Annotated in this window: 41 protein-coding genes and 1 tRNA gene; 20 read left to right on the top strand and 22 right to left on the bottom strand. The window is 58.3% G+C overall.

Going from position 1 to position 22628, the window contains the following annotated elements:
* Positions 1-122 precede the first annotated feature (122 nt).
* Positions 123-434, top strand: a complete 312-nt coding sequence (locus SIB46_RS12210; RefSeq protein WP_413296383.1) for a hypothetical protein — start codon at positions 123-125, stop codon at positions 432-434.
* A gap of 55 nt (positions 435-489) precedes the next feature.
* Here SIB46_RS12210 and SIB46_RS12215 read toward each other — a convergent pair whose 3' ends face one another.
* Complete coding sequence (locus SIB46_RS12215) at positions 490-657, bottom strand: hypothetical protein (RefSeq protein ID WP_413296384.1); 168 nt, start codon at positions 655-657, stop codon at positions 490-492.
* Between the two features lie 77 nt (positions 658-734).
* Between SIB46_RS12215 and SIB46_RS12220 the strand changes: the two genes are divergently transcribed.
* Positions 735-920: a hypothetical protein gene (locus SIB46_RS12220; protein ID WP_413296385.1), complete on the top strand. Its 186-nt coding sequence runs from the start codon at positions 735-737 to the stop codon at positions 918-920.
* A 392-nt stretch (positions 921-1312) separates the two neighbouring features.
* On the opposite strand, the gene SIB46_RS12225 is transcribed toward SIB46_RS12220, so the two are convergent.
* The 5 genes from SIB46_RS12225 to SIB46_RS12245 all read right to left on the bottom strand — a co-directional run bounded on the left by SIB46_RS12225 (position 1313) and on the right by SIB46_RS12245 (position 3068).
* On the bottom strand, positions 1313-1510 hold the full coding sequence (locus SIB46_RS12225; RefSeq protein ID WP_413296386.1) for a hypothetical protein: 198 nt from the start codon (positions 1508-1510) through the stop codon (positions 1313-1315).
* A gap of 402 nt (positions 1511-1912) precedes the next feature.
* Entirely contained in the window at positions 1913-2092 is a 180-nt protein-coding gene (locus SIB46_RS12230; protein WP_413296387.1) for a hypothetical protein, read from the bottom strand.
* Between the two features lie 84 nt (positions 2093-2176).
* On the bottom strand, positions 2177-2350 hold the full coding sequence (locus tag SIB46_RS12235; RefSeq protein ID WP_413296388.1) for a hypothetical protein: 174 nt from the start codon (positions 2348-2350) through the stop codon (positions 2177-2179).
* A 98-nt stretch (positions 2351-2448) separates the two neighbouring features.
* Positions 2449-2751, bottom strand: coding sequence for a hypothetical protein (locus SIB46_RS12240; protein WP_413296389.1), 303 nt, complete (start codon positions 2749-2751; stop codon positions 2449-2451).
* A gap of 68 nt (positions 2752-2819) precedes the next feature.
* Positions 2820-3068 carry a hypothetical protein gene (locus SIB46_RS12245; RefSeq protein ID WP_413296390.1) on the bottom strand — a complete coding sequence of 83 codons (249 nt, stop codon included), beginning with the start codon at positions 3066-3068 and terminating at the stop codon, positions 2820-2822.
* A gap of 59 nt (positions 3069-3127) precedes the next feature.
* Between SIB46_RS12245 and SIB46_RS12250 the strand changes: the two genes are divergently transcribed.
* Complete coding sequence (locus SIB46_RS12250; protein WP_413296391.1) at positions 3128-3466, top strand: phenylpyruvate tautomerase MIF-related protein; 339 nt, start codon at positions 3128-3130, stop codon at positions 3464-3466.
* Here SIB46_RS12250 and SIB46_RS12255 read toward each other — a convergent pair.
* On the bottom strand, positions 3463-3768 hold the full coding sequence (locus SIB46_RS12255) for a hypothetical protein (RefSeq protein WP_413296392.1): 306 nt from the start codon (positions 3766-3768) through the stop codon (positions 3463-3465). The genes SIB46_RS12250 and SIB46_RS12255 overlap by 4 nt on opposite strands.
* Positions 3769-3899: 131 nt before the next feature.
* Here SIB46_RS12255 and SIB46_RS12260 point away from each other — a divergent pair, with 131 nt between their 5' ends.
* From SIB46_RS12260 to SIB46_RS12270, 3 genes are all read left to right on the top strand, one after another.
* Positions 3900-4091: a hypothetical protein gene (locus SIB46_RS12260; protein ID WP_413296393.1), complete on the top strand. Its 192-nt coding sequence runs from the start codon at positions 3900-3902 to the stop codon at positions 4089-4091.
* A gap of 339 nt (positions 4092-4430) precedes the next feature.
* On the top strand, positions 4431-4664 hold the full coding sequence (locus SIB46_RS12265; protein ID WP_413296394.1) for a hypothetical protein: 234 nt from the start codon (positions 4431-4433) through the stop codon (positions 4662-4664).
* Positions 4665-4689: 25 nt separating this feature from the next.
* On the top strand, positions 4690-5028 hold the full coding sequence (locus SIB46_RS12270; RefSeq protein WP_413296395.1) for a hypothetical protein: 339 nt from the start codon (positions 4690-4692) through the stop codon (positions 5026-5028).
* Positions 5029-5056: 28 nt separating this feature from the next.
* On the opposite strand, the gene SIB46_RS12275 is transcribed toward SIB46_RS12270, so the two are convergent.
* The gene (locus tag SIB46_RS12275) at positions 5057-5263 is read right to left on the bottom strand and encodes a hypothetical protein (RefSeq protein WP_413296396.1); all 207 of its coding nucleotides are present in this window, start codon (positions 5261-5263) and stop codon (positions 5057-5059) included.
* Positions 5264-5544: 281 nt separating this feature from the next.
* Between SIB46_RS12275 and SIB46_RS12280 the strand changes: the two genes are divergently transcribed.
* Complete coding sequence (locus tag SIB46_RS12280; RefSeq protein WP_413296397.1) at positions 5545-5685, top strand: hypothetical protein; 141 nt, start codon at positions 5545-5547, stop codon at positions 5683-5685.
* Positions 5686-5715: 30 nt separating this feature from the next.
* Positions 5716-5976, top strand: a complete 261-nt coding sequence (locus tag SIB46_RS12285; RefSeq protein ID WP_413296398.1) for a hypothetical protein — start codon at positions 5716-5718, stop codon at positions 5974-5976.
* 117 nt (positions 5977-6093) lie between these two features.
* On the opposite strand, the gene SIB46_RS12290 is transcribed toward SIB46_RS12285, so the two are convergent.
* Positions 6094-6486 carry a putative quinol monooxygenase gene (locus SIB46_RS12290; protein WP_413296399.1) on the bottom strand — a complete coding sequence of 131 codons (393 nt, stop codon included), beginning with the start codon at positions 6484-6486 and terminating at the stop codon, positions 6094-6096.
* A gap of 183 nt (positions 6487-6669) precedes the next feature.
* Here SIB46_RS12290 and SIB46_RS12295 point away from each other — a divergent pair, with 183 nt between their 5' ends.
* On the top strand, positions 6670-6843 hold the full coding sequence (locus SIB46_RS12295; protein ID WP_413296400.1) for a hypothetical protein: 174 nt from the start codon (positions 6670-6672) through the stop codon (positions 6841-6843).
* Between the two features lie 39 nt (positions 6844-6882).
* On the opposite strand, the gene SIB46_RS12300 is transcribed toward SIB46_RS12295, so the two are convergent.
* Positions 6883-7026 carry a hypothetical protein gene (locus tag SIB46_RS12300; protein ID WP_413296401.1) on the bottom strand — a complete coding sequence of 48 codons (144 nt, stop codon included), beginning with the start codon at positions 7024-7026 and terminating at the stop codon, positions 6883-6885.
* Between the two features lie 88 nt (positions 7027-7114).
* Between SIB46_RS12300 and SIB46_RS12305 the strand changes: the two genes are divergently transcribed.
* The 3 genes from SIB46_RS12305 (at position 7115) to SIB46_RS12315 (ending at position 9222) form a co-directional block, all read left to right on the top strand.
* A complete protein-coding gene (locus tag SIB46_RS12305) occupies positions 7115-7432 on the top strand; it encodes a hypothetical protein (protein WP_413296402.1) in 318 nt (105 codons plus the stop codon).
* A 744-nt stretch (positions 7433-8176) separates the two neighbouring features.
* On the top strand, positions 8177-8320 hold the full coding sequence (locus tag SIB46_RS12310; protein ID WP_413296403.1) for a hypothetical protein: 144 nt from the start codon (positions 8177-8179) through the stop codon (positions 8318-8320).
* Positions 8321-8433: 113 nt separating this feature from the next.
* On the top strand, positions 8434-9222 hold the full coding sequence (locus SIB46_RS12315; RefSeq protein WP_413296404.1) for an SDR family oxidoreductase: 789 nt from the start codon (positions 8434-8436) through the stop codon (positions 9220-9222).
* Positions 9223-9306: 84 nt separating this feature from the next.
* Here SIB46_RS12315 and SIB46_RS12320 read toward each other — a convergent pair whose 3' ends face one another.
* From SIB46_RS12320 to SIB46_RS12330, 3 genes are all read right to left on the bottom strand, one after another.
* Positions 9307-10275 (bottom strand): hypothetical protein, encoded by a 969-nt coding sequence (locus tag SIB46_RS12320; protein WP_413296405.1) that lies wholly within the window; start codon positions 10273-10275, stop codon positions 9307-9309.
* Between the two features lie 79 nt (positions 10276-10354).
* Positions 10355-10591 (bottom strand): hypothetical protein, encoded by a 237-nt coding sequence (locus tag SIB46_RS12325; protein ID WP_413296406.1) that lies wholly within the window; start codon positions 10589-10591, stop codon positions 10355-10357.
* A gap of 45 nt (positions 10592-10636) precedes the next feature.
* Entirely contained in the window at positions 10637-11764 is a 1128-nt protein-coding gene (locus SIB46_RS12330; RefSeq protein ID WP_413296407.1) for a fatty acid desaturase, read from the bottom strand.
* 377 nt (positions 11765-12141) lie between these two features.
* On the opposite strand from SIB46_RS12330, the gene SIB46_RS12335 reads away from it, so the two are divergent.
* Both SIB46_RS12335 and SIB46_RS12340 read left to right on the top strand, forming a co-directional pair.
* Positions 12142-12303 (top strand): hypothetical protein, encoded by a 162-nt coding sequence (locus SIB46_RS12335; protein ID WP_413296408.1) that lies wholly within the window; start codon positions 12142-12144, stop codon positions 12301-12303.
* Complete coding sequence (locus SIB46_RS12340; RefSeq protein WP_413296409.1) at positions 12300-12443, top strand: hypothetical protein; 144 nt, start codon at positions 12300-12302, stop codon at positions 12441-12443. The genes SIB46_RS12335 and SIB46_RS12340 overlap by 4 nt, the downstream gene beginning before the upstream one ends.
* Before the next feature lie 521 nt (positions 12444-12964).
* Here SIB46_RS12340 and SIB46_RS12345 read toward each other — a convergent pair.
* Positions 12965-13147 carry a hypothetical protein gene (locus tag SIB46_RS12345; RefSeq protein ID WP_413296410.1) on the bottom strand — a complete coding sequence of 61 codons (183 nt, stop codon included), beginning with the start codon at positions 13145-13147 and terminating at the stop codon, positions 12965-12967.
* Positions 13148-13771: 624 nt separating this feature from the next.
* Between SIB46_RS12345 and SIB46_RS12350 the strand changes: the two genes are divergently transcribed.
* Positions 13772-13930: a metallothionein gene (locus SIB46_RS12350; RefSeq protein ID WP_413296411.1), complete on the top strand. Its 159-nt coding sequence runs from the start codon at positions 13772-13774 to the stop codon at positions 13928-13930.
* On the opposite strand, the gene SIB46_RS12355 is transcribed toward SIB46_RS12350, so the two are convergent.
* Positions 13931-14197, bottom strand: coding sequence for a hypothetical protein (locus SIB46_RS12355; protein ID WP_413296412.1), 267 nt, complete (start codon positions 14195-14197; stop codon positions 13931-13933).
* A 159-nt stretch (positions 14198-14356) separates the two neighbouring features.
* On the opposite strand from SIB46_RS12355, the gene SIB46_RS12360 reads away from it, so the two are divergent.
* The 3 genes from SIB46_RS12360 (at position 14357) to SIB46_RS12370 (ending at position 15372) form a co-directional block, all read left to right on the top strand.
* Positions 14357-14569, top strand: coding sequence for a hypothetical protein (locus tag SIB46_RS12360; RefSeq protein ID WP_413296413.1), 213 nt, complete (start codon positions 14357-14359; stop codon positions 14567-14569).
* Positions 14566-14754 (top strand): hypothetical protein, encoded by a 189-nt coding sequence (locus tag SIB46_RS12365; protein WP_413296414.1) that lies wholly within the window; start codon positions 14566-14568, stop codon positions 14752-14754. Before SIB46_RS12360 ends, SIB46_RS12365 begins: the two co-directional genes overlap by 4 nt.
* 162 nt (positions 14755-14916) lie before the next feature.
* Complete coding sequence (locus SIB46_RS12370; RefSeq protein ID WP_413296415.1) at positions 14917-15372, top strand: cupin domain-containing protein; 456 nt, start codon at positions 14917-14919, stop codon at positions 15370-15372.
* Between the two features lie 109 nt (positions 15373-15481).
* On the opposite strand, the gene mscL is transcribed toward SIB46_RS12370, so the two are convergent.
* From mscL to ftsH, 6 genes are all read right to left on the bottom strand, one after another.
* Complete coding sequence (mscL, locus tag SIB46_RS12375; protein WP_413296416.1) at positions 15482-16003, bottom strand: large conductance mechanosensitive channel protein MscL; 522 nt, start codon at positions 16001-16003, stop codon at positions 15482-15484.
* Positions 15985-16221: a hypothetical protein gene (locus SIB46_RS12380; protein WP_413296417.1), complete on the bottom strand. Its 237-nt coding sequence runs from the start codon at positions 16219-16221 to the stop codon at positions 15985-15987. The genes mscL and SIB46_RS12380 overlap by 19 nt, the downstream gene beginning before the upstream one ends.
* Positions 16222-16467: 246 nt before the next feature.
* A tRNA-Ala gene (locus SIB46_RS12385) sits at positions 16468-16540 on the bottom strand.
* A gap of 41 nt (positions 16541-16581) precedes the next feature.
* Positions 16582-17196, bottom strand: a complete 615-nt coding sequence (lexA, locus tag SIB46_RS12390; protein ID WP_413296418.1) for a transcriptional repressor LexA — start codon at positions 17194-17196, stop codon at positions 16582-16584.
* A gap of 56 nt (positions 17197-17252) precedes the next feature.
* The gene (argF, locus tag SIB46_RS12395; protein WP_413296419.1) at positions 17253-18191 is read right to left on the bottom strand and encodes an ornithine carbamoyltransferase; all 939 of its coding nucleotides are present in this window, start codon (positions 18189-18191) and stop codon (positions 17253-17255) included.
* 53 nt (positions 18192-18244) lie between these two features.
* The gene (gene ftsH / locus SIB46_RS12400) at positions 18245-20125 is read right to left on the bottom strand and encodes an ATP-dependent zinc metalloprotease FtsH (protein ID WP_413296420.1); all 1881 of its coding nucleotides are present in this window, start codon (positions 20123-20125) and stop codon (positions 18245-18247) included.
* Positions 20126-20207: 82 nt separating this feature from the next.
* Here ftsH and SIB46_RS12405 point away from each other — a divergent pair, with 82 nt between their 5' ends.
* Complete coding sequence (locus tag SIB46_RS12405) at positions 20208-20870, top strand: SOS response-associated peptidase (protein ID WP_413296421.1); 663 nt, start codon at positions 20208-20210, stop codon at positions 20868-20870.
* Positions 20867-21586, top strand: a complete 720-nt coding sequence (locus SIB46_RS12410) for a potassium channel family protein (protein WP_413296422.1) — start codon at positions 20867-20869, stop codon at positions 21584-21586. The genes SIB46_RS12405 and SIB46_RS12410 overlap by 4 nt, the downstream gene beginning before the upstream one ends.
* Here SIB46_RS12410 and ribD read toward each other — a convergent pair.
* On the bottom strand, positions 21562-22626 hold the full coding sequence (ribD, locus tag SIB46_RS12415; RefSeq protein ID WP_413297794.1) for a bifunctional diaminohydroxyphosphoribosylaminopyrimidine deaminase/5-amino-6-(5-phosphoribosylamino)uracil reductase RibD: 1065 nt from the start codon (positions 22624-22626) through the stop codon (positions 21562-21564). The genes SIB46_RS12410 and ribD overlap by 25 nt on opposite strands.
* Between the last annotated feature and the right edge of the window lie 2 nt (positions 22627-22628).

The raw sequence follows: 22628 nt of genomic DNA on the forward strand, positions 1-22628 counted from the left end.
TCATGGCTCGTCTTTCACTGCCTACGCGAAATTCGCAAAACCGAACCGGCTCGGCCGGTTCTCGGGCTGACGCGGCTTCAACCACCGCCTTTAGGAAAGGGATGTCGTTTGAGATAACTCCCATGCGTAACCGAGTTCTCCCCATTGCCCTTGGCGCCGCTGTTGCTGTTGTCAGCCTCGGTGCGATCGCGATTCCCGCAGCCAATGCCCAGCCCATGGTTGTGGTTCGTCCTGCCCGTCATCACCACCACCATCACCGCGGCGGTTGGACTGTTCCCCCTGCTGCAGCCACCATGGCTGGCGCTGGAATGTTGCTCAATGGCATCGCCCACATGGAGCAGGCCCATCAGCCGGTTGTGTATCAACAGCCCGTTGTCTACCAACAGCCGGTGTATACCCAGCCCACGGCTGTGATGGCTCCTGCGGGTTGGTGATGCATCGCCCACCATCGGTGGGCATCCCAGACAGCCAACAAAGCCCTGGCTCTGCTCAGGGTTTTGTTGTAGGTGGGGCGTCGCCTTCTGTTGAGGCTGCTTTGGCTTGGTGTTCCAGCGCTGCGATTTGCTCGGCGCTCAGCTGCTGCTGGCCTGAGTTCATCATCTCCGTGTAGGAGAAGGCCCGTCGTCGCTTGGCTGGCTGCTGATCAGGGTTGGTCATGGCTTGGAGATACAACGCAATAAAGCTTGCATTCCTTGGTGCTCAAGTCAGATTGAATGCACGAGTGGGGTCGAGGTATGCAGCGCACGTTTATCTCGAGCACCAAAGCCCACGCGCTTGCTCACCGCTCGCTGGCTGTTGATCGCAGTAGCCGCAGCCCGGTTTATCTCTCCACCTATCTCGCCCGTTTGGTGCGCTCTGTTCACAGGCGGGCCAAGGCTCTCTTGGGATGGTGGGTCAACCTGGTGTTGAGCCTGTTTTGAGCGTCTAGGCGCTCAAGCCAAAGGCGGCAACGAGCTGGCGCACGGATGCTGCGTTTAGTGCTGACGTGGAAGAGGACGGCGATGTGGAAGGCTGCTGAGAAGGCCGCCAGGTTGAGCCCGGTGAGCAACGCGTTGGGGGGTTGAGCCAAGTGCTTCTCACTGCTGCTTCTGCGGGAGACACCACCATCAAGCAAGTTGGCTTGGGTTTCCGTTAGTGCTGAACAGACGCAGATTGAATTGTCCTCAGTCGGCTTAATCGCCGCTGGAGCGGCGAGCCCGCCAGATGTTGACCACCGCGATGGAGATCAATAGCAACCCAAGATCCCAGGCGAGCGAGGGCAGAAGCATCGATGGGCTGCGGTGAAGCTGACCCTAGTGGCGATCTTGAGGGATCAGGGCAGCTCGATGGGGATGTAGCAGCGGCGCCGCAGCGTGTTCACCAATGCAGAGCCCGCTTCGGTGCGGTATTTCTCTTTGAGCCGCTCCACCATGGCCTGATCGGCGTAGGCGTCGGTAACCAAATCGAGGGCGAAGTCGATGAGTTCAGCCTCTTCGGCGCTGAGCCGCACATCCACAAACGTCTCTGCCATGGGTCACCAGCCATCAAGCCCCATCGTGCCTGGGCATGGTTCAGAGCTCCATGGGTTTGCGGCGGTTGAGGTAGGCCACAAACAGCAGCAAGACACCAAGGGAGATGAGGGGTTCCACAGGTTGTTTAGCGGCTCACTTTGATCTTTTCTGCTGCTGGCCTGCCTTGCTGGGGGGTTGGCTGATGAGTGTCTGAGAACTGCCGAATGGCTTGTTCTTCGCTCGTTTGGGGGATCCGCAAACCTCAGCACCGAGGCGAGGTTGAAGTCAGAGATCCAATCCACCATCCATGACCCTGATCGCTTTTATCGCCGGTGCTGTTATCGCGTTGGTTCTGCGGACACTGATTCGTGCCATGGCCGATCACGATGCTCGCGCCTTGATTTTGCGCTGGGCCTGATGCCTCAGGCCGCCATCTGCTGTTGCGCCACTTGGCTGATGCGAATCAAGGTGTCGCTCACATCAGGAGGTAGCGGGTTGGTTTCGTTGGTTTCGGGGTCAGGGCTTTCTGCAGCGATCCGCAACCGATCAACAGCGAAGTGGATCACATGCCAATCCAGTGGGGTCAGCTCAGAAGCGCTCACGAATCTGACCAGCCAAGGGCGCACAACTTATTGACTTTCCTGCTGCTCTGCAGCACTTCATGAACAAAGAACGGCCAAGCCGCCTTAGCTCTGGGCGCTTAGGTGCTCTTTTCTAGCTTCCAGTTTGCTGAGCTGCCGGGTGGCTTCCATGCCCAGTTCACTGGCGGCGCCATGGGTCAGCAGGCGCAGGCGCCAGCGATCCATCATCTTGTCGATGACTTGGATATCGATAGAAGTATTGGCTTGATCAGGGTCCATGCCTTGAAACCTAATGGCCTTGGCCTGCAGAAAGCTCGCTTTGGAGCTGAATCTGTTTTCTGGCTTGGGAAGCCTTATTTCCTCTTAAGCCTGGAGGCTTAAGCCCCAGCTGCGGCCGCCTTTTCTTTGGCCTCGCGTTTGCCCTGCTCCCATTTCTGCTGGGCCAGAAGACCAAGGGCTTCCATCTCTTGAGATTCCTCTGGAGTCAGTGAGTCGCTGATCTCCATCACCTCAGCTGCCTTGGGGCCATAGATCAGAAGGGCTCCAAGCACGCTGAAGCCATATTCAGCCCAAAGGTTGGCCGGGTCCCCGGTGGCATCCTTTTGAACTTTCCAGCCGTCGGATGGGGTCATCCATTCGATCGTTTTGCGGATCTCGCTCAGATCCATGTGGTTCGACACGGCGCCGCTCCAGCTAGCGACAAAAGTAGAGACGCCGCCTGCTCAGCGCACGGCACCTCCTTTTTTGTTCATCTCAGCGGGCTGATCTTGCGCCCCATGGCGTTGAACTTTTGCCCTTCCCAGACGAATTGCTGCAGCGAGTGGCCGGTGCGTTGAGCTTGAAAGCGAAGGTGTGAAGCCACATGGCCAGGGCTATCTGTTTTGGCTGGCGGAATGAGCTGCTGGCTCCAGGCCAGGTAATCGTCTTCTGGTGTGTTTCCAGGACCCTTGAACTGCGCTTGCGCGAAGTATTCCGTGTTGGGGTCCGGGTGAATCATGCCTTCATGGTGGCGGCAGATGCTCGTGCCAGCATTCGATCCCGTGCTGTTGCGCTTCGATGCCGCTGATCAACGTCCGCACCTCACTGCCGGAAGTGGGCGATTCCTCTGCTCTGCTCAAGGAGCTCTCCGCCGCTTTGGCCCAGCAGACCGGCAAGCCTGAGTCGTATGTGATGACGCTGCTGGAGACGGCTGTGCCGATGACCTTTGCCGGCAGCTCTGAACCGTGCGCCTATGTCGAGATCAAGTCGATTGGAGCGTTGAAGCCGGCGGCGATGACGTCGGCGTTTTGCGAGTTAATCGAATCGCGCACTGGCATCCCAGCGAGCCGGATCTATGTGGCTTTTGACGATGTCAACGCCAGCAGCTGGGGCTGGAACGGCAACACCTTTGGCTAAGTGCTTGCGTCTAATGGCTCACGCACCTTCTTCACGGCCAGACCGGCTTCGGTGGCGGTACCTCCTGCCAACAGCAGCAGGCCGATGAGGCCCACCAATTGGTTTTGCGCTTCAGCGGCGGGGTCAGAGTCTTGGCCGAGCACTGCGCCAGCAACAAACCAGGCAGTCGCCAGGGCTGAGGTGATCCAATAGGCCTTCCAGCGGCGCTGGTAGAGGTAGCCCGCCCCGAGGCCGGGGATCACATTGAGAAGCACCGCTACCCAGCCAGCGGAGGCGGCCAGAATTTGTTCGCGGCTGGGCATGGCGTTAGGCGTTGCACGTGCCGCCATGTTGCTTGATTTGGAGCTCAACTCGCTCTTGCCTTCGTTATGACCGCTGCTGTGCCCCGTCGCTCATTCAGCGTCGTTAGCGTTCCGCCATTAGTGATTCATTGATGGCCTGGTGGGTGGCACGTTTTGAGTGCGGTAATGAACTGGATGTGAGTACCGCAACGCAGGACAAAACAGCTGCTTGGCAGAAGGTGAGAGGGATGTTCCCCAATCAAAAACTCGTTGCGCTGATGGCAGACGGTGAAGGGGGGGCATCGAAAGAACTCACCCTGGAGCAATGGGGGTACCGCAGTTGAGCTGATAGCTCAGTCTTCCCTGAGGCGTTGGGCGCGCCAGATGTTGACCACAGCAATCGAAATCAGCAACAACCCAAGATCCAGAGGCAGAGAGGGAAGGATCATCAGGGCGCTTCAAAGTCCGTGACCCTAAGCGCAAAAAAAGACCCCCTGGATTTCGAGATCCAAAGGGCCTTGCATCCGACTCGCTCACGTCGATCAGCTCATGCGATCTGATCTGCACTCATGGTGGCTACGGCAGCTGGCGGTTGATAGGGAAGAGGACCGAACGGACGTGGGCGGTTCTCCGCTGCCCAGGCTCCATGGGTTGGTCATCATGTTCGCAGTTGTCCTGGCTCAATGCGCTTGCTGCTCACGGTTGCTGCTGCCGCATCCCTGGTGCTCGCGGCACCTGGCCAGGCTCAGGTTTGCGGGGGGCATCGGGGCTGGGCGGCCCTGGGCTACCGGCAAGGGATTGCGATGCGATGGTTCCAGGAGCACGGCCGCACAGTGGGCCCGGACGATGCCGAGAGAGCCTGCAACAACAACGCTGAATGTTGGGACTACCTCCAGCAACGCTGCGCTTATCAGTAAGCGCTCTCCGCCCTTGATCCCTTTAATGCAAGAAATCAGCCAGGAGCGCAGGGGAACCATCAAAACCCGCCAGGCTTTTGAAATGACACAAGCGGATCTCCCATCGAACCAAGCGGACGTGCGTGCCCTGGCCCTGGCTGCTCACCTGCTGCATGACCGGTTGCAGGCCCTGCTTCCCCATTGCTCAGACATCGAGGCTTTGAAGCTGGAACTGGCGACAGACATGGACCATGTGTCGCCGGAAGTTCGCAATTTGCTCGGTCTGGCCACGATCGATCTGATGGCCAGCGCCAATCAAGTGGCTGCCAGCGTTGCCGATGCGGTGTTAGGCCATGAAATGGCCGAACCTGCTGCCGAGGAATAAACGACTTGCTCCCAATCCTTAGGGGAGCTCAGGCGGCAAGATCGCTCAGCTGCATCCGTTGGGAAACGCTCAGCAGTTTTGGCGGGACTTGACGCAGAAGCTCCATCTCAGCCTTGTCGGAGAGGGCGGCGTGAATGGTTGTTCCGTCACTGGTGGTGTAGCTGAAAACGTCTTCTGAGGCCGCTTCGGTATCGACGTCGATCAGGCTTCCGTCACGCAGCAGGAATTTCGTCATGGATCTCCAGCAACCGCCATAGGAAACCCCGAAGTGCTCAGTTTTGCCACCCGATGTGTGAGCTTGCGCAATCGGCGCAACTGCCGCGATCAACCTGATCAGTAGAACGCAAAACCGAACATCCTTTGTGCGCTTTGAACTGTCGACTTGGGAGTGCTTTCGGCGTCGATCAAGGTCAGTCGAGGGAAAGAACATTGTCTGCACTCAAACGCATTTATTGATGGGGCCTTGTTTCTGCGGGCTAGCGCGTCACGGTGAGTTCATTGATCGCGGAATGTCAAGTGACCATTTCACTTGTGCCCGAAGACCTCGCTGATTTCCTCCGGCGCCATGAAGAGGAATACGACGCTTACGACCCCACAGAAGACGGCGTGCTCGAAGACGAACCCGAAACGAGCGATGACTGCGGGACCCCCCGGTGAACGGATTGATCTGTGGCCACAATCGGGCTGATGAAACGCTCTTTCCCGCAGCCTCTCTCTGGCCCCCTCGGTGTCTGGACTGGGACCGGCCTGGTTGTTGCTGCAGTGGCCACTGTCTTTGTGAATGGCAGCGCCGTTTTGCAGGCGATCCATAGCCCACTGGTCACCAGCGAGCACAAGGCATGGGCCCAGTGCGTGCTGCGGGTATGGGATGCCAATGAACAGCTGAACATCAACACCGAGTGCGGCGAACGGCCCCGCCGCTGGATCTGGGAAGCCAGCCAAGAGTGATCCCAAGCCACGCCGGGCGACTGAGCTGCCTAAGGTTTCGCCGGATGTATGCAGTTGAGGAGCGGCCCAACGGTTGCTCCTTTTTTTTGGCGTCTACACCTCAGCGATCGCGGCCCATCAGACAACTCGGCTGTAGCCGAGCTTGGTTTGGAAAATTTTGAGCGGCAGGCCGAAGGATTCCATTAATGCCTGGCACTCGCTGCCAACGGTGCCGTACACCTCAACGCTGAAACCATCACCCAGTTCGGCGTGCTTCTGCAGGTACTCCTGCACGGGAGGGTTGCTGACGTGGGCTGCAAAGGCAGCATCGTTGGCGTAGACCTCCGACCAAACAAAAGCTTGAGGATCATCTGGATCCTGGTCAAAGGTGTGGTGGAGCATGCCTGGCTCACTGCTCTCGACCGCGGCATCGGTCGCTTGAGCGAGTTTTAAATAGTCCTCCACACAGCCAGGCTTCACGTGGATGCGTGCCAGCAACATGAAAGGGGTGTTGCTACCGAAGCTGCTCATGCGGGGATGGGGTTGGCTCGGGCCACTGTCCCACCTTTGAGGTGAAAGGGGTGTGATCTGCCGCTCACCCCATTTGGGGGAGCGGCAGCCGATCCAGAACCACTCCTATGGGGGAGGTGCTGAAGGTGGTTCCGGAGCGACGTTGAAGAGGTTCGGGAGCGATCCCATAACAGCCTCAAACCCATGACTCGCGTCAACCAATTCCTGACGACTGCTGGCAGTTTTGTTGTTGTTCTCAGTGCAGTGGCGATTGCCACTGCACCAGTTGGTGTGCAAGCAGACGAACAAGCCAAGCAGTTCGAGCAGTCCTATTGCTTCAGCGCATCAGTTGCTGAGCGCTGGAAACCTTGCCGTTGAAGTCCCAACCCAGCCACCCCAGCGTTGTGGTGTAGCTATTCAGGCTGCAATCGCCTCTAGCTCATCAGCAATACCTGGTTCTGCATCAAACAGACCATCGTCTTCGGCGTACCAGTTATCAACGTCTTCCAGTGGGTGAGTCAGATAGTCAGCAAGGGCTTCAGGCACAAGTGCAATGGTCATCGGAGAACTCTGCAGCTGCACGTTCAACATGACGGGGGCCTCTCTGGAGACAAGACCAAGGCAAGGGTTCTCCCGATTGGATGCAGGATTGCTGCTGGTCAGCGGGCCTTTGGAGGTGTGGGTCCGCTTCGCTGACGTCATGGTCTGCCTCGATGCTTGCTACCAAACAAGAAGTCAGATCAAACAATCGATGATGCGGTTAGTCCTCGCTGTAGTGATCCTTGCGTCTGGTGCCCCTGCAATGGCAGGAGCAGGTGTGGGCCAATCCATTTGGAAGCAAGGGCAGGCGTATCAACGAGCGATCAAAAACAAACCTGCTGATGCCAAGGTCACCAGCAGTAATTGCCATGCGAACTACTCCAGTGGCGAGAACACCGTTTACACCTGCACGGTGATGTGGGACTGACCCAGGTTTGAGCAAAGCTGCCCGTCATCACCGACGCAGCATGGTCGTGGGTCAGCGGTTGTTCTCCCCAGGTACGCCAAGCAGTGCCCTGGGATGCATTGCATGTGTCAAACGAGAGGGTTAACCGCACTGTCTTCACGCCCGATCCCTCGAGCGAACTGTTTACGGTTGATGGAATAGATTTAAATCAATGTCTACTTGGTGGGTTGCTGAGTTCAAGAACGGCGAAAGGCTCCAGGTTTGCACGGAATCAGAGCTCAAATACGAGGCCTGGCAGAAGGTCTCACGGATGTTCCCAGGACGAGAGCTTGTCTCGATCTGTACTGAGCAAGAAGAGGCTTATTTACTGGAGACGCTGGGAATGAGGAGCTAACCAAACGCCCCTCCCGATCAAACGTGGGGACTTGCTGTCTCAGCAGCGCGCAACACCACCACACAGGTCGTCATCCTTTAATGCATCTCGCAACGGCGGTTCTGCTCAGGCGCTTTTCAAGCGTCTGCTCCTATGACTGAGCCAAGCGTTCCCTTGTTCTCCGCCATGGGATAGGAGCGCCCCCTGAGTTCGGCTTTTCTCAGGTTTTTGTCTTTGCCCCGTCTAAGTCAGCGGGGCTTTTTTGTGGTCACCGCCCCGTTTGGGCGGAACGCCATCTTTAGAGAATCTTTAGTCAGTGCTGGGTGTGCCAGGGCGAACGTCTGCCACAGATTTCCGTTCGGTATCAAGGCGTGTTCTCCCACTCCCACCCCATGAGCGACAAGTTTCAGTACCGCGCTGTGCAGCACAACGGCAGCAAGCGATTTGAGGACCAGACCCGCGTCTTGACCTATCGCGGCGCCACCTATCAAACCCGTGTTTTTGAAGTCCGCTACGAAGCCCTGAAGGCCAGCTGAAATAGTCAACAGCAAGCGAGGAATACAGAAGCAGGCGGGCCTTTGGGCCCGCTTTTTTTTTGCCCGACTGTCCCGCCTAGGCGGGACATCCCGCAGAGGATTGCGGGCTGGCCATGAACAAACCTGCCGAAGCAGCCACTGCCATGGCTAGCTGTGGCCACCTTTGGGTCTACATGCAGATGGCAGTCATGTCGGCAGAGCTTGTCGTGGTCACGGGAGCTGGAGCCGGGATAGGCCGGGCGCTGGCCGGTGTTTTCTCAGCTGCCGGGCATCCCTGTCTGCTGATTTCTAGACACTTAGAGGCTCATCCTGAACTAGAGGGTCAGCCGGTTCTTTATCGCCAACTTGATGTCAGTGATGCCGATGCACTAGGAGCCGCGATCATGGCGGCAGAAAGCCAGTACGGACCAACGGGATGCCTGATCAATAACGCTGGAATGCTCCATATCGGTGGCCTGGAAAGTTTGAGCTTGGCTCAAGTCGCCGAAGAAGTGGACACGATGGTCACAGGGGTGATGAACGGCATTCACCACGTGCTGCCAGGTATGCGTGAACGTAAGGCCGGCACGATCATCAACATCAGCTCGATCGGTGATCGCAAACCGGCACCGGGTGCACCCGTTTATCACGCTTGCAAGCACGCTGTGCGCTCCCTTGGCGAGAGCATGAACATGTCGGAGGCCGAGCACAACGTGCGGGTCATCAACGTGGCGCCGGGACTGATCCGCACGGCCATTCATCAGAAAATGGGGATCAGCTTCGAGCAGTACTGCGAAATGCTTGGCAACCCCACCTTCATTAGCCCAGCGGAGCTGGCTGAGATCGTGCTGTTCTGCTGGCAGCAGCCATCCCATATCTGTATTCGCGATATCGCAGTCATGCCTACGGACTGCGCTTTTTAAAATCTCACCCGCAGTAGAGGCTATACAAAAGCCCTCGTATCCGAGGTTGTCCTGAGACTGGACTACGTCAAAACTCCGGCAAGCTCAGGCTGACGCTGTCCACCATGATGCCTGGACTTCTTGAAGGGGCTTGCCGGCAATTGCGAAGTAGTCAATATCGAGTAGGGGGTCAACAAGGCAAGACTTGCCCCGTTGAATGGCCTGGGCAACCCTCTCGATGCCGTCAGCTGATGAGAGGGCCTTGCCAAACTTGTCAGCTCCATAAAAGGAATGGAGTAGTCCGGTTTCTAAGATGCTGATCGCCCCAATAAATCCCAGTGTGACTCCATGAAATTGGCTAGAGGAAGCCATGAATGCTGTTACTTCTAATTCTCCAACTGGGGTGGTGTCATAGCCAGCGATTAAGTGAATCCAGTCATGGTGTGCCAGGGATTCATTGCCAGCGCCAAGCTGCCCTGGAAGTTTGAATCCCCTTGTTTGGTAAAAGTCCCATAAATGCCGCCCCAGGCTCTCTTCTGGGCAGTTTTTTAAGTTGTTCCATTTTGCGTATTCTTCGGGGTCTTCTTGAACGCATAGTCCATAGGCATGGTCGCCGTATTTTTTGACAAGATTCTGGAATGCTGGGTCATCTTGATGATTGCCCTCGCCAATCCAGTTATGCCGATAGAAATCTGATGTTGCTTGTGTGATGGCATTGCTGGCTAGCTCTCTTGAAAGCTTCAGCAGATCGGTGTCGCATTCAAGTGCTTGAGACCAGGCATCAATGGCAGTGCTCAGGCTTTGGGGAATCGGACTGCAAAGCATTTCAAATGCGATCAGTAATTCAAGCAGCTCTCTTTTCTCATTGGCATTACGAAGTTGAGCTGCTGCTTTGCCGGCATCTATTGCGGGGTGTGTGTTGAAATCAATGTCAGTATTAAGCAGCTTTAAAAACAGAGCATGGGCGAGTGCTTCTTGGCTCTGGGCGTACCACGTGCCATTAGGGCGATGTACATCAACCAAAGCGGAGGCCAGAAGGAAGGCTTGATCGGCGGAATTGTGGACTAAAAACATGTTTTTACTTCCTTATGGCGAAACTGTACCCAGCCATTGAAGGGGATGCTTTCTGCGGTGGCTTGTTGATTGGAACGGCCTAACCGCTGAACTTCCAGTTGGCGTCTTTAGGAATGGCAGGGCCTTTCTTCAGGTCGGTTGGCTCCTTGTCGCTGATGCGCCAGGTGGGAACCACACAGTCTTTGAAGTCGCCGTGCTGCAGCGTCACCGCTTCTTCGTGTTCAACGTTGTCGGTTGCATAGAAACCCCCGCGCCATTCCCCGCCATCGAGGCCCCCTTTAAACCACACCCAAACTTTTGTGCGGGCGTAGCTCATGCAGATCTCTCGAAGCAGCTGACACTACCGGCAAAAACCTGCATTTCAGCCGGCCGTTGTGGTCGTGAGCTCAAGCTTGTCGCGATCCCAAAGGATGAGGGAGAAGCAGGTGGAAATCTCAGAGAGGCGAAGGCGCCGAACACCATCAAGCAAGTGAAGATTGGCTTGATGACACTGACTGAGCCGATAATTGGGGATTCTCTCTGAGAGGTGATGAATGTGGTGATAAGCAATATCAGCAGTGAACCAATTCAATAGTGCAGGCATCTGGAGAAATGAAGAGCCTTCGAGAGCCCCCTTGAAGTAGCTCCAATCTTCTTCACTGCTTGCATAAGACCCTGGGAAGTTGTGCTGTATGAAAAACACTGCAATCATCAATGCAGCGCTTGTGCTCATCACAAAGAAGTAGAGCACCCAGAAGTGAACGTACCCGATCGCACTTCCCGCCCACCACCAAAGCAAGGCGACGCAAATTGTATTGAGGGTCGTGTCAATGGCTTCCCCTTTGGTGTAGAAGAAGCTTGATTTGTGGCTCGCTGCAATGGCGCCGAAATCAGGGTGTTGGCCAGCGCCAATATCTTTCAAGCAGCCACGGATTGAATGCAGAGAAAATTCGAAAAGGCCGAGCAAGAGGGTGGCTCTTGGCTTGACGATCAAATAGAAAAATCCACCAGGGAACAGCAGCAACGGATGGCGGAGAGTTTTGTACAGACGCTTTGAAGAGTCTGTTTTTTGATCGAATTTTTGACGAGTAATTAGGGCTGAGGGGCCTCTGTACCGGTCCCAGTTGCCGTTGTGTTTGTGATGAAAAGCATGTCCGCGTGACCACGGATGGTGGGGCATGCCATGAATCAAACTCAGGGAAAATGCTGCAATACGATTGGCGCTTTTGGACCGAAATAAGCTCTGGTGGCCGCAATCATGCATCAGGGAAAAGCTGCGGCTCAAGAAAAGAACAAGCAGCACAAACAGGGCAGCTGAAAGGGCCAATGTCTGCGCGCTCAGAGATTGCGTTGTTATGCCAAGGGCTATGGAAATAGCAATGATGGGAAGAACCGTGCTGATGATTTGCCAAAGGGCGATGCGATCATCGCTCGCCATGTAAGCCGCCAACTCGAAATCAATTCGTCTGGGTAACTGCTTTGCTTGCTGCGTTTTTGTAATTGTATTCAAGGGTTTTCAGGGCCTCATGGGTGAAGCCGCTGACGGCCAATCGATATACCTTAGGCGAAATAATTGGAATCGACGTCTGCTTCTGGCTGCCCGCCAGGGCGATGGCGCATACCAAAGCCCTCAACAGTTCAAGCCATCAAAAAACCCAGTCAAAGACTGGGCCTTGATTCAATGGAGCCAAGGAGACTCGAACTCCTGACCCCCTGCATGCCATGGAGCGGTCAAACCCTTGAGATCCACTGCACTGCAAAGAGAGTCTGAAATACGGGCACTGTTTTTCGCTCAGATCATCGCTCATGTTCCAGGCCCGGCAAGGTTGAGAAAGACGGCACTTTCAGGGGATCCGCTGCACCCCATGCCGGCGTGATGGTGGGGCCATGAACAAAGTCACCCCGCCACAACCCACCAGCGAGCAAATCGAGTTCGTCTGGAACGAGTTGAAAGAGGTTCTCCAGGACTTTCAGGCGGAAACCAAATGCAGCGATGGCTTCATCTGTGAGCTGCTGGAAAACGTCGCTGTGAGCTACGGAGGCAAATGAAATTCCTCCGCGAAATCTTCGGCACTGGCCCGCTGGTCATCCCCCTCTCGCTGCTCGCCTGCGTCGGGGTTGCGGCTTACAGCTTGCAGCTGGCGCCAACAGCCCATCAACGCCTGCCGATCGAGACCCGCTTCCGCTAACTCGCTGAGGGCTGAACCCCGGTAGCGATCACCAGTAACGCCAGCTCAGCTCATTGAGCACCGAGTCGCTTTGGCGATCACGCGATGGTTGCTTTGTCGGCAGTACATCACCGGCACTCATCGCTCCTGACTGGGTTGATGGGCAAGTCCTAGGGGGATCAATTACGGCTGGTTCCCTTAGGCGCAAAAGCCGCTCTTCGGACGTCATCCCGGGGGCGGCCAAAGTCCCAGGTGTTTTCAGCGACCCCTGGGCACCAATTCACAGAAACTCGGGATTACTGCCAACGATCAAGCTGCTGGTTCGGCGCTCGGCAGCTTGGTGGCAGTCAGGCCAGGCGTCTCCTTCATTATTCGCTGGGCTTCTTCCCATCCCCTGGCTACGCGACAGACCCCCTGTGGGTCGCAGACCTTGTAGTACTCAAAGCCTGGTGGCGCATTGGTGATCCTTACAGGACTCATCGCATTGCTCCAGAGTCTTCAACCGTACGCCTGTCAAAGGAATTCAGGATTGCCACTAACGATCATGTTGTTACTTCAGCGCGCCAGTGCGGGGGCAGCTTGGTGACAAGCAGTTCAGGCATCTGCTCAATGCGCAGCTGGACTTTGCGCATTCCCTTGACCACATGACAAACGCCTTCTGGATCGCAGATACGGAAGTAGTCAATGCTTGCTGAAGTGCTGGTGAGCTTGATCGGTCTTCCCATCCGATTCCTCCAGATAGGTCAACAGTGCAACGGCCAAAGGAATTTTTTCTGCCACTAGAACATTTGTTCATGCAGCCGATTCACAAAATCTTGGGGTTGCCGCCATCGATCGCTAGCGCTGAACCCCGGCAGTGATCACTCGCCACGCCACTCCTGCTCATCAATCACTAGGGCGCTCTTGTGATCGAGCCATGGTTGCTTTGTCGGTAAGGCGTCACCTTTTACCGGCACTCCTCACCAGTCCCTTGCTGGTGATGGGCAAGTCCTAGGAGCAACCGCACGGGCGCTTCTAGGCGCAAACGCCGCTCTTCAAGACAGGCATCGGGTGGAGCGGCTCAAGTCCTAGGGGGATCTGGTTCGGCCTCCCTAGGCGAAAAAGCTACTCCGGGCGGAGCGGCGAAGTCCCGGGTGGCCGTTGTCAGCGATCCCTGGGCACTCATTCGCAGAAACCGTGGCGTGCAAGCAACGATTGCAGCAGAGCAACGCGAGCTTGATTGGGGGCCTTATCCCGCAGTCCCCTGTAGGGCCTCACGCCTCCGGGGCTCCTCCGGTTTCAATCTGATCAGCCACGCCAGACAAAACAGCAATTCCCGCCTAGAGAGGAATCACTTACTAGCCAGGTCGATGCCTATTACAACCCAGCCATGCGCTTGTGAGCCTTGTAACTGCGAAGTGGATCTGCAGTCAGCGATTGAGAAGGACGGAAAGCTGTATTGCTCTGCGCCATGCGCTGATGGCCATGCGGGGAATGACGCTTGCTGCACCAGCTGCGACTGTTGCTGATCACAAAAACTCTGGGTTGCCGCCAACGATCTCTGCCGCCGGCTCAGCCATCCAATCCGGCTTGCGCTTGCAGTAGCCGTTTGGCTTCCAGCTGTTGCACTTGCGGTCGTAGTGAGCCTTTGGGCTAAGCACCATCCTTCGCTTGCAGCAGACCGCCAGCGTTCCCTGCCAGAGGTCAAAGCTGCTGCAGTACAGGCACCGCTCCCACGGCTGCTTCGCCGGCAGCTCCGGCATCAAAAAGCCTTTCTCCCAGGCGGTTTCCGCCATTTAGTTGGATAGTACATTTGTGCTATTACTAGCAGCGGTCTGAGCGCAGGTCAGCACATTGCTCCATCGGCACCGTGCGAAAACTTTTTACCCCTGATAAGCCTTAAACCCCATTGTTTGAGCGTGTTTAGACAGTGGTTCCCTCGGCTTTATTGCTGAATGACCCAATCGCAAGATGGGCGCCGCCACAGCGGTGATCAGGCTCATCACCCGGAATCACCAAATCCGCAGAACGTCTCGGTGGAGGTGACCCGAAATCGAGCGGTCAACCATCCATCCGTTGATGCAAAGGATCTCCCCTTGGATGCCATCAACGCTGAAACCGATGCCGTGCTGAGCGAGCAAGGCCCTTCTGGATTCCGCAAGCCATGAGCAACGAACACCATCAGTCAGGGCGCCGCCCAAACAAAGCAGCTCTCGAACGGCTGGATCCCCAGACGCGCTCCAAGGAACCCCTAGGCCAGGCTGCTGCCAATGAACACCACAGCGAGTCCAACAGTGCTCAGCATCGTGATCACGAGCGCCACCGCAACATCGAAGAGCTGAAAAAGCTCTGAGCGTGGCCCCTGCTTCGGCGGGGGTTTTTTGACAGATTTTCTCTGTCCATCGCCCTCCTACAGGAAATTTGGGGTTCGCAGATCCGTACTTCTCACGAGTGCATGCCCTACTGAAACGTGACGCTTGCCAGAGGTAGGACGTAGCTGTTCGCGGGAGGCACCATGGCTCATCCAAAGCTCAATAAGCAGGCTGCTCGTCTTATCCGTCCTGCAGAGCGATCTGAGGCTTTGCACCTAGCAGGTGTTGACATCACTCCATTGGTCTCAGCGGACCAAGCTGCTGACTATGAGTTTGGAGTCATCTCTGGTGAGGAGGGACATGGACCACCACCACATTCACATCCTTGGGATGAAACCTATTTCGTCTTGCGTGGTGAAGTCGTTTTCGGAGTTGGCCGTGATGAGCAGGTCTTTACCGCAGGAGCCTTAGTTCATGTACCTGCAGGAGAACGCCACTGGTTCCGATTTGATCAGCCTGGTGAAACAGTCGTTGTCACAGGAGGACATCGCGCTTTTGCCATGTTCAAAGGCCTTGCTGATGTTCCCGATGGCTCCCCCGCTGAGGACTACCTGGCAGTAGCACTGCGCTATGGAGAAGAGGATCGCCGCGACGGTTGAAAATTGCTGGTTGCTGGGCCCCTGCTTCGGCGGGGGCTTTTTATGTTATTCAGCCTTTGTAGGTATTTCCGGGCCTTGCGTGTTCAGGAATGGCAGGACCTACACGGGCTCAAAGACGTCTTTCTTCCAGCGCTGCGCTGAGCCTCTCAATTGATTGAGCCAATACCTGCTGGCTGTCGGGTGCAGGGTCAGTCTTGGCTTCTCGGCGTTTCATTCGCTCAAAGCTCTTGACAATCATAAAAACAACAACCGCCACTATTAAGAAGTTCAGCAAGGCCACCAACACAACGCCTGCTGGCCAACTATTAATACTGTCGACACCTAATTCAGTCATTACTGGGCTAAGAGCCGCCGTTGTGAAAAGCTCAACAAAGGCATTTACAACTCCAGTGAACGCAGCGCCGATAACGACTGCCACCGCGAGGTCGACTACGTTCCCTCGATTAATGAAGTTGAGGAATTCTTTTCCCAATCCTTTAATCATCTCAAATTGATCTATTCCAACCTGATGTTCTCTTGAATTCAAATATATTTGCTGCCAATTTAGTGAATAAGCACTTAGAGCTTGATGAGTGGGACCCTGCTTCGGTGGGGGCTTTTTGATGGCACGGGTTAACCGCTGAACTTCCACTTGGCGTCTGCAGGAATAGCAGGGCCTTTCTTCAGGTCGGTCGGCTCCTTATCGCTGATGCGCCAGGTCGGAACCATGCAGTCTTTGAAGTCACCGTGCTGCAGCGTCACTGCTTCCTCGTGCTCGGCGTTATCGGTCGCATAGAAACCCCCGCGCCAATCGCCACCGTCAAGGCCCCCTTTGAACCACACCCAAACCTTTGTGCGGGCGTAGCTCATGCAGATCTCTCGAAGCAGCTGACCCTACGGGCAAAAACTTGGCTTATGGCTCTTTTAGGGGATCCGTTGCAGTGGCCCTGGGTGGATCGTTGGCGTTGTTGCCGCGGGATCTGCTGTCGCTGGTGATGGCGATTGAGGCCCAAAACCAAGCTGAGGCATTTAAGCGCTAGCTGTTGCGCTAACTCCTCACAATTGGCACTAAAAAAGGGTTTTCGGAATTTCCGAAAACCCTTGGAGTGATTGGGATGGAGCCAAGGAGACTCGAACTCCTGACCCCCTGCATGCCATGCAGGTGCTCTACCAGCTGAGCTATGGCCCCATGGGTGCGAGCAGCGCTCAGCACGTGTGAGAGCTTACACCTCAGACCTGGCGCCAGACGGCCACTAGCTGGCCTTGCACGGTGACCTCGTCTGCGGGCAGCGTGATGGGCTCGTAGTTGGGGTTGGCGGCCTCCAGGCTCACCTCACCGCCGCGCAGGTGGAAGTGCTTCAAGGTGGTGCCGCTGCCGGCCACCAGGGCGCTGACGATGGTGCCGGGCTTCAGGCGCGAAGGATCACGCACAGGCTCCATCAGCACCACATCGCCATCAGCAATATGGGCATCTTTCATGCTGTCGCCGTTGACGGTGAGAGCAAATAACCCCTGCCGCTCCAGGGTGGGGGCGATATCGAGGTGCTCCTGCACGTCGTCGAAGGTTTCGATCAGGCCGCCAGCCGCTACAGCGCCGAGCACGGGGATGCCCAGGGATTCGGCGGCATCACCCAGCAACTGCAGGGTGCGGGCTTGGCCCTCTTGCCAGGTGATCCAGCCCTTTTGCTGCAAGTGGCGCAGGCGGCTTTGGATCGGCGCTGGGGAGCGCAGACCCATGCCCTGCATCATCTGGCGGATGGAGGGGCTGTGGCGGTTGTTGGCGATGAATTCAGCCAGCCAGTCGTAGAGCTCTTGCTGGGCGGCGGTCAGGGCCTCAAGGGGCATGGCAGGGACGTGGGCAGCAGCACTAATACATTTGTGCCACTGAAAAGCCGGTTTGTCTACCCCTCGGCTCCCAAAAGTGTTGCCAACAGAGCCTGCTGGGCATGCAAGCGGTTCTCGGCCTGATCAAAGATGCGGCTGGCGGAGCTCTCCATCACCTCGGCGCTGATCTCTTCACCGCGGTGGGCAGGCAGGCAGTGCAGCACGATCGCCTTGGCATCGGCGTGGCTCATCAGGGCTTCATCCACGCAGAAGCCGCGGAAGGCCTGCACGCGGGTGCTCTGTTCCTCTTCTTGGCCCATGGAAGCCCACACATCGGTGTACACGGCATGGGCACCGCGCACGGCCTCGGTTGGGTCTTCGCAGATAGCGATCTCGCTGCGACCGGCGGCGATGGCCTTGGCCTGGGCCACTACCTGCTCGAGGGGATAGAAGCCCGCCGGGCAACCGATGCGCACGTTCACGCCCAGCAGCGCGCCCGCAATCAGCAGTGAATGGGCCACGTTGTTGCCATCGCCCACGTAGGTCATGGTCAGCCCTTCGATGGAGCCGAAGGCCTCCTGCATCGTGAGGTAGTCGGCCAGCGCCTGGCAGGGGTGCTCTAGGTCGGTGAGGGCATTGATGATCGGGATCGAGGCCGCATCGGCGTAGGCCTGCAGATCGCTTTGGGCGAAGGTGCGAATCGCCACGGCGTTGAGGTAGCGGCTCAACACGCGTGCGGTGTCTTCAATCGGTTCACCGCGCCCCACCTGGCTGACCGAGGGGTTGAGGTCGATGGTTTGCCCGCCTAGGCGCGCCATCGCCACGGTGAAGCTCACCCGGGTGCGGGTGGAGGCTTTCGAGAAAATCAGTCCCAGCACCTTGCCGTCGAGGCGCGGGTTGCGGCGTCCTGCCTTGATATCGGCCGCCAGGGTCAATAGCGCCTGGGTTTGGGCGCCGTTGAGATCAGCAGAGGAGAGGAAATCGAGCCCCTTGAGGGCCGAAAGCTCGGCGGCCATCACGCAGAACCAAAGCTCACTTATCAGTGATCAGAGGGAATTCCGTCAAGCAATCAGGCTGCAACGGGCTGAGGATCAACGCTGCGGGAGAGCAGCTCTTTGAGTTCATCGCCTTCGATCACTTCCTTCTCAAGGATGCGCTGGGCGATGTCTTCCAGCAGCCCGCGGTTGTGGTGCAGGATCTCGAGGGCCTTGTCATGGCCGCCGTCCACCAGGGCGCGCACTTCTTTATCGATCTCCTTGGCGGTGGAGTCGCTCACGGCACGGCGCGGGTTGTTGCCTGGGCCCAAGAAGCGGTTGCCACCCTGCTTGTCGTAGGCCAGGGGGCCGAGGGTTTCGCTCATGCCATAGGTGCCGATCATCTGCTCAGCGATGTCGGTGGCGCGCTGCAGGTCGTTGGCGGCGCCGGTGGTGATTTTTCCGAACACAACCTCTTCTGCTGAGCGCCCTCCCAGCAGGGTGGCGATTTGCCCCTGGAGGTCTTCGCGGGAGTTGAGGAAACGGTCTTCGGTGGGCAGCTGCAGCGTGTAGCCCAGGGCGCTCATGCCCCGCGGCACGATCGAAATCTTGGCCACCTTGCTGCCGCCAGGCATCAGGTGACCAACGATGGCGTGGCCCACCTCGTGATAGGCCACCACCTTCTTCTCATCGGGTTGCAGCACGCGGCTCTTCTTCTCCAGGCCCGCCACAACACGCTCAATGGCTTCGTTGAGATCGCCCTGCTCGACAGAGGTGCGGTTGACGCGGGCGGCCAGCAGCGCCGCCTCATTCACCAGGTTGGCCAGATCAGCGCCAGCAAACCCGCTGGTGGCTGCGGCGATCTTGTCGAGGTCAACGGCCTCCGACAGCTTCACCTTCTTGGCATAGATCTCGAGAATCGTTTTGCGGCCGGAGAGGTCGGGGCGATCGACCAGCACCTGACGGTCGAAACGACCGGGGCGCAGCAGCGCCGCATCGAGGGTTTCAGGCTGGTTGGTGGCCGCAAGCACGATCACTGGCTTGTCGGTGGCGCTGAAGCCATCCATCTCGGTGAGCAGCTGGTTGAGCGTTTGCTCGCGCTCGTCGTTGCCGCCGACCACGCCCATCGAGCCAGAGCGGCTCTTGCCAATGGCATCGAGTTCGTCGATGAAGATGATGCAAGGCGCTTTTTTCTTGGCCTCTTCAAAGAGGTCGCGCACGCGAGCTGCGCCAGCTCCCACGAAGAGTTCAACGAATTCCGAACCGGAAATGATGAAGAAGGGCACATCGGCTTCACCGGCCACGGCTTTGGAAAGCAGCGTTTTGCCGGTGCCAGGAGGGCCTACCAGCAGCACGCCTTTGGGGATGCGGGCGCCGATGGCGGCATAGCGCTCAGGCTTTTTAAGGAAGTCGACGATCTCGGTGAGTTCGGCCTTGGCTTCATCCACGCCAGCCACATCAGCGAAGGTGACGCGGGATTGCTCATCGGGCACGTAGACCTTGGCTTTGCTCTTGGTGAAGCTCAAGGCGCCTTGAGCACCGCCCGCTCCGCCCATGGCGCGGCGGGCAAAGAACTGCAGCAACACGATGAAGATCAGCGGCGGAACCACCCAGCTCAAGATCGTGCTGAAGATCCCGGGCTTCTTCGGTGGTGCAGCAGCGAACTCAACGCCGTGCTCTTCGAGCCGCTGGGGCAGCTCCATGTCGAAGATCGGCGTGGTGGCGAGCAGCGCGGGCTGACCTTCTTCGGGGTTGGTGAGCTCGTAGCGGATCTGTTCTTGGGTGATGAAGGCGCGCTTCACCTCGCCGTCATCGACCTGGTTTATGAATAAGGAGTAGGGAACCCGTGGCACCTGTTGCATGCCCTGGCTGGGGATGAAGCTGCTCAACAGCAGCAACACACCCACCCCGATCAACACCAAGTTGACGATCCCGATCTTGCGGCGGGGCTGGTTGTCGTCCTGGCGGATCGGCATGCGCTACTCATGCGTTTGGACCAAGCTAGGCCCCATCTTTGCTTTGGCGTTGGGGTGAGAACCGAACGCCTGTGCTTGCCCGATGTGCGGACGCTTTGCCCTGGGTTGCGCCCTTGATGCCCTGCTGCCCAACCTGCAGGGGCCGATGCCGCCTGGGCTAGCGCAGCACTACGCACCGAGATCGCTGATTCGCCCGGGGGAGCCGGTGCTGCTGCAGCGCCAGGAGCATGGTGCGATGGAAAGCGCTCTGGTGCTGTGGGGCTTGCTGCCGGAGTGGCGCAAAGACCCGTTGGAAGGCCCGCGCCCCTTCAATGCCCGCGCTGAAACGGTGATGGAGAAGGCCAGCTTTCGCGGGCCTTGGCGGCACCGGCGCGGGCTGCTGCCGGCCGATGCTTTTTTTGAAAAGGGCCACCGCATCGCGCGCAGCGATGGCGAACCGTTTTGGTTGGCGGCGCTGTGGGACCGCTGGATTGGCCCCGATGGCAGTGAGGTGGAGAGCGCGGTGGTGCTCACCACCAAGCCCAATGAGCTGGTGGCGCCATTGCATGAGCGCATGCCGGTGATCATTCCTGCGGGGCTCGAGCAGGCCTGGTGCCAGCCTCTCGATGGCCCTGGCCTGCGGGCGCTCGAGCCCTTGCTGTTGGGCTGGGATCCAGCCGGCTGGCAAGTCGAAGCTATTCCCGCTGGCTTGACAGGGCGGCCCAGCTCCCGACCCTTGGATCAGTTGAACTTGGATCTGGGGTGAATTGGCTGCGGCGGTTGGTGAACCGCTATCCCAATCAACTGCTGTTGCTGCTCACCTTGGGCGTGCTGGTTTGCTTTGCCTTCCCGCAGATCGGCCGGCTCAGCTACGTCTTGTATTCCTTCATCGCCCTGCTGCTTACCTGCGGGCCCGCGGGACGCGGCCATAGCCGCGCCATAGATGACCGGCTCTATCGCGCCTTGGGGGCACTGGCGGTGGCGGCGATGTGGCTGTGGCTGATTACGCCGATGAATTTGCTGGCCAGTGGGGTGCCCTTGGCGTTGAGTTGGAGCGTGCTGGTGGGCTGGAGCTTGGTGCGGATGATCCAATCGCTGGCGGCCCGCGCCCAGGTGAGCCGGCCGCTGCTGATGGGAGCGATCGCCGGCTATCTGCATTTGGGCCTCACCGCGGGCTTGGTGATGGGTGCGGTGGAAACGATTCAGCCCGGCAGCTTCCAGCCCCTGGAGCTCACTAAAGCGGCGTTGGCCTCGGGTGATCTCAGCGTGATCGAATCCAGCGGCGCTTTCGCCGAGATCAATTACTTCGCCTTTGTTTGCCTCACCACCGTGGGCTTTGGCGACATCAACCCGGCCTTGCCGTTGGCGCGCATGCTCAGCGTGGTGACCAGCATTGCCGGGCCGCTCTATTTGGCGGTGGTGATGGGGGTGCTGATCGGCCGCTTTGCCGGCTCATTTCAATCCTCTGGCAGCAGCGACTGAAACAGCCAATCGCTGCCCAGCGCTTGGGGGCTGCTCGTCGCAAGGCGAATCACTTGATCCATGGCGGTGAAGCCCAGATCCCCCAGGGGGGTTTGGGCCGCTGCTCCGCCCAGCAGCGCTGGCGCCACCACGGCTGCGGTTTCTTGCACGCAGCCGGCAGCGATGGCGGCCGCCGCCAATTGGGGGCCGCATTCCCACAGCACCCGGTTGCAGCCGCGCTCGGCCAAGGCCTCGAGCAAAGCCGCTGGTTCGCAGGCCTTGAGCTCCAGGCGCTCCACCCCCAGCTGATCGAGTTGTTGCTTGGCTTGATCTGGCGCCTCGGGGCCATGGGCCACCAGGGTGGCGGCGCTGGTTTGATCCCACAGCTGGGCGCCCTTCGGCAAATTAAGGCTGCGGCTAAGCACCACCCGCAGCGGCTCAGGGCTGCGCTGCCCGCGGCTGGTGAGCAGGGGGTTATCGGCGCGCACGGTGCCGCCGCCAACGATCACCGCATCAACGCCAGCGCGCAGGTGATGCACCCAGCTGCGGGCCGGCGGGCTGCTGATCCATTGGCTGGCGCCATTGGCCAAGGCCGTGCGGCCATCAAGGCTCATGGCCCACTTCAACAGCCCCCATGGGCGGCCGGTGCGAATGCGGTGCAGGAAGGCGCGGTTTTGCTGGGCGGCTTCGGCCTGGCGCACGCCGCTGATCACTTCAATGCCTGCTGCTTTGAGCTGGGCGATGCCGCCGCCGGCTACGCGGGGATCGGGATCATCCAGGGCAATCACCACCCGGCGTAGGCCCGCGGCAATCACCGCTTCGGAGCAGGGGGGCGTGCGGCCATGGTGGCAGCAGGGCTCCAGGGTCACGTAGAGCGTGCCGCCTTTGGCGCGATCACCGGCGCGGCGCAGGGCCATCACTTCAGCGTGGGGTTCGCCGGCTTGGCGGTGGTAGCCCTCACCCACCAGCTCGCCATTGGCATCGAGCACCACACAGCCCACCAGGGGATTGGGGCTGGTGCGGCCATCAGCGAGGGCAGCGAGGGCCAAGGCCCTGGCCATCC

Source organism: Synechococcus sp. MIT S9452, from assembly GCF_047304245.1.
Lineage (GTDB): Bacteria > Cyanobacteriota > Cyanobacteriia > PCC-6307 > Cyanobiaceae > RCC307.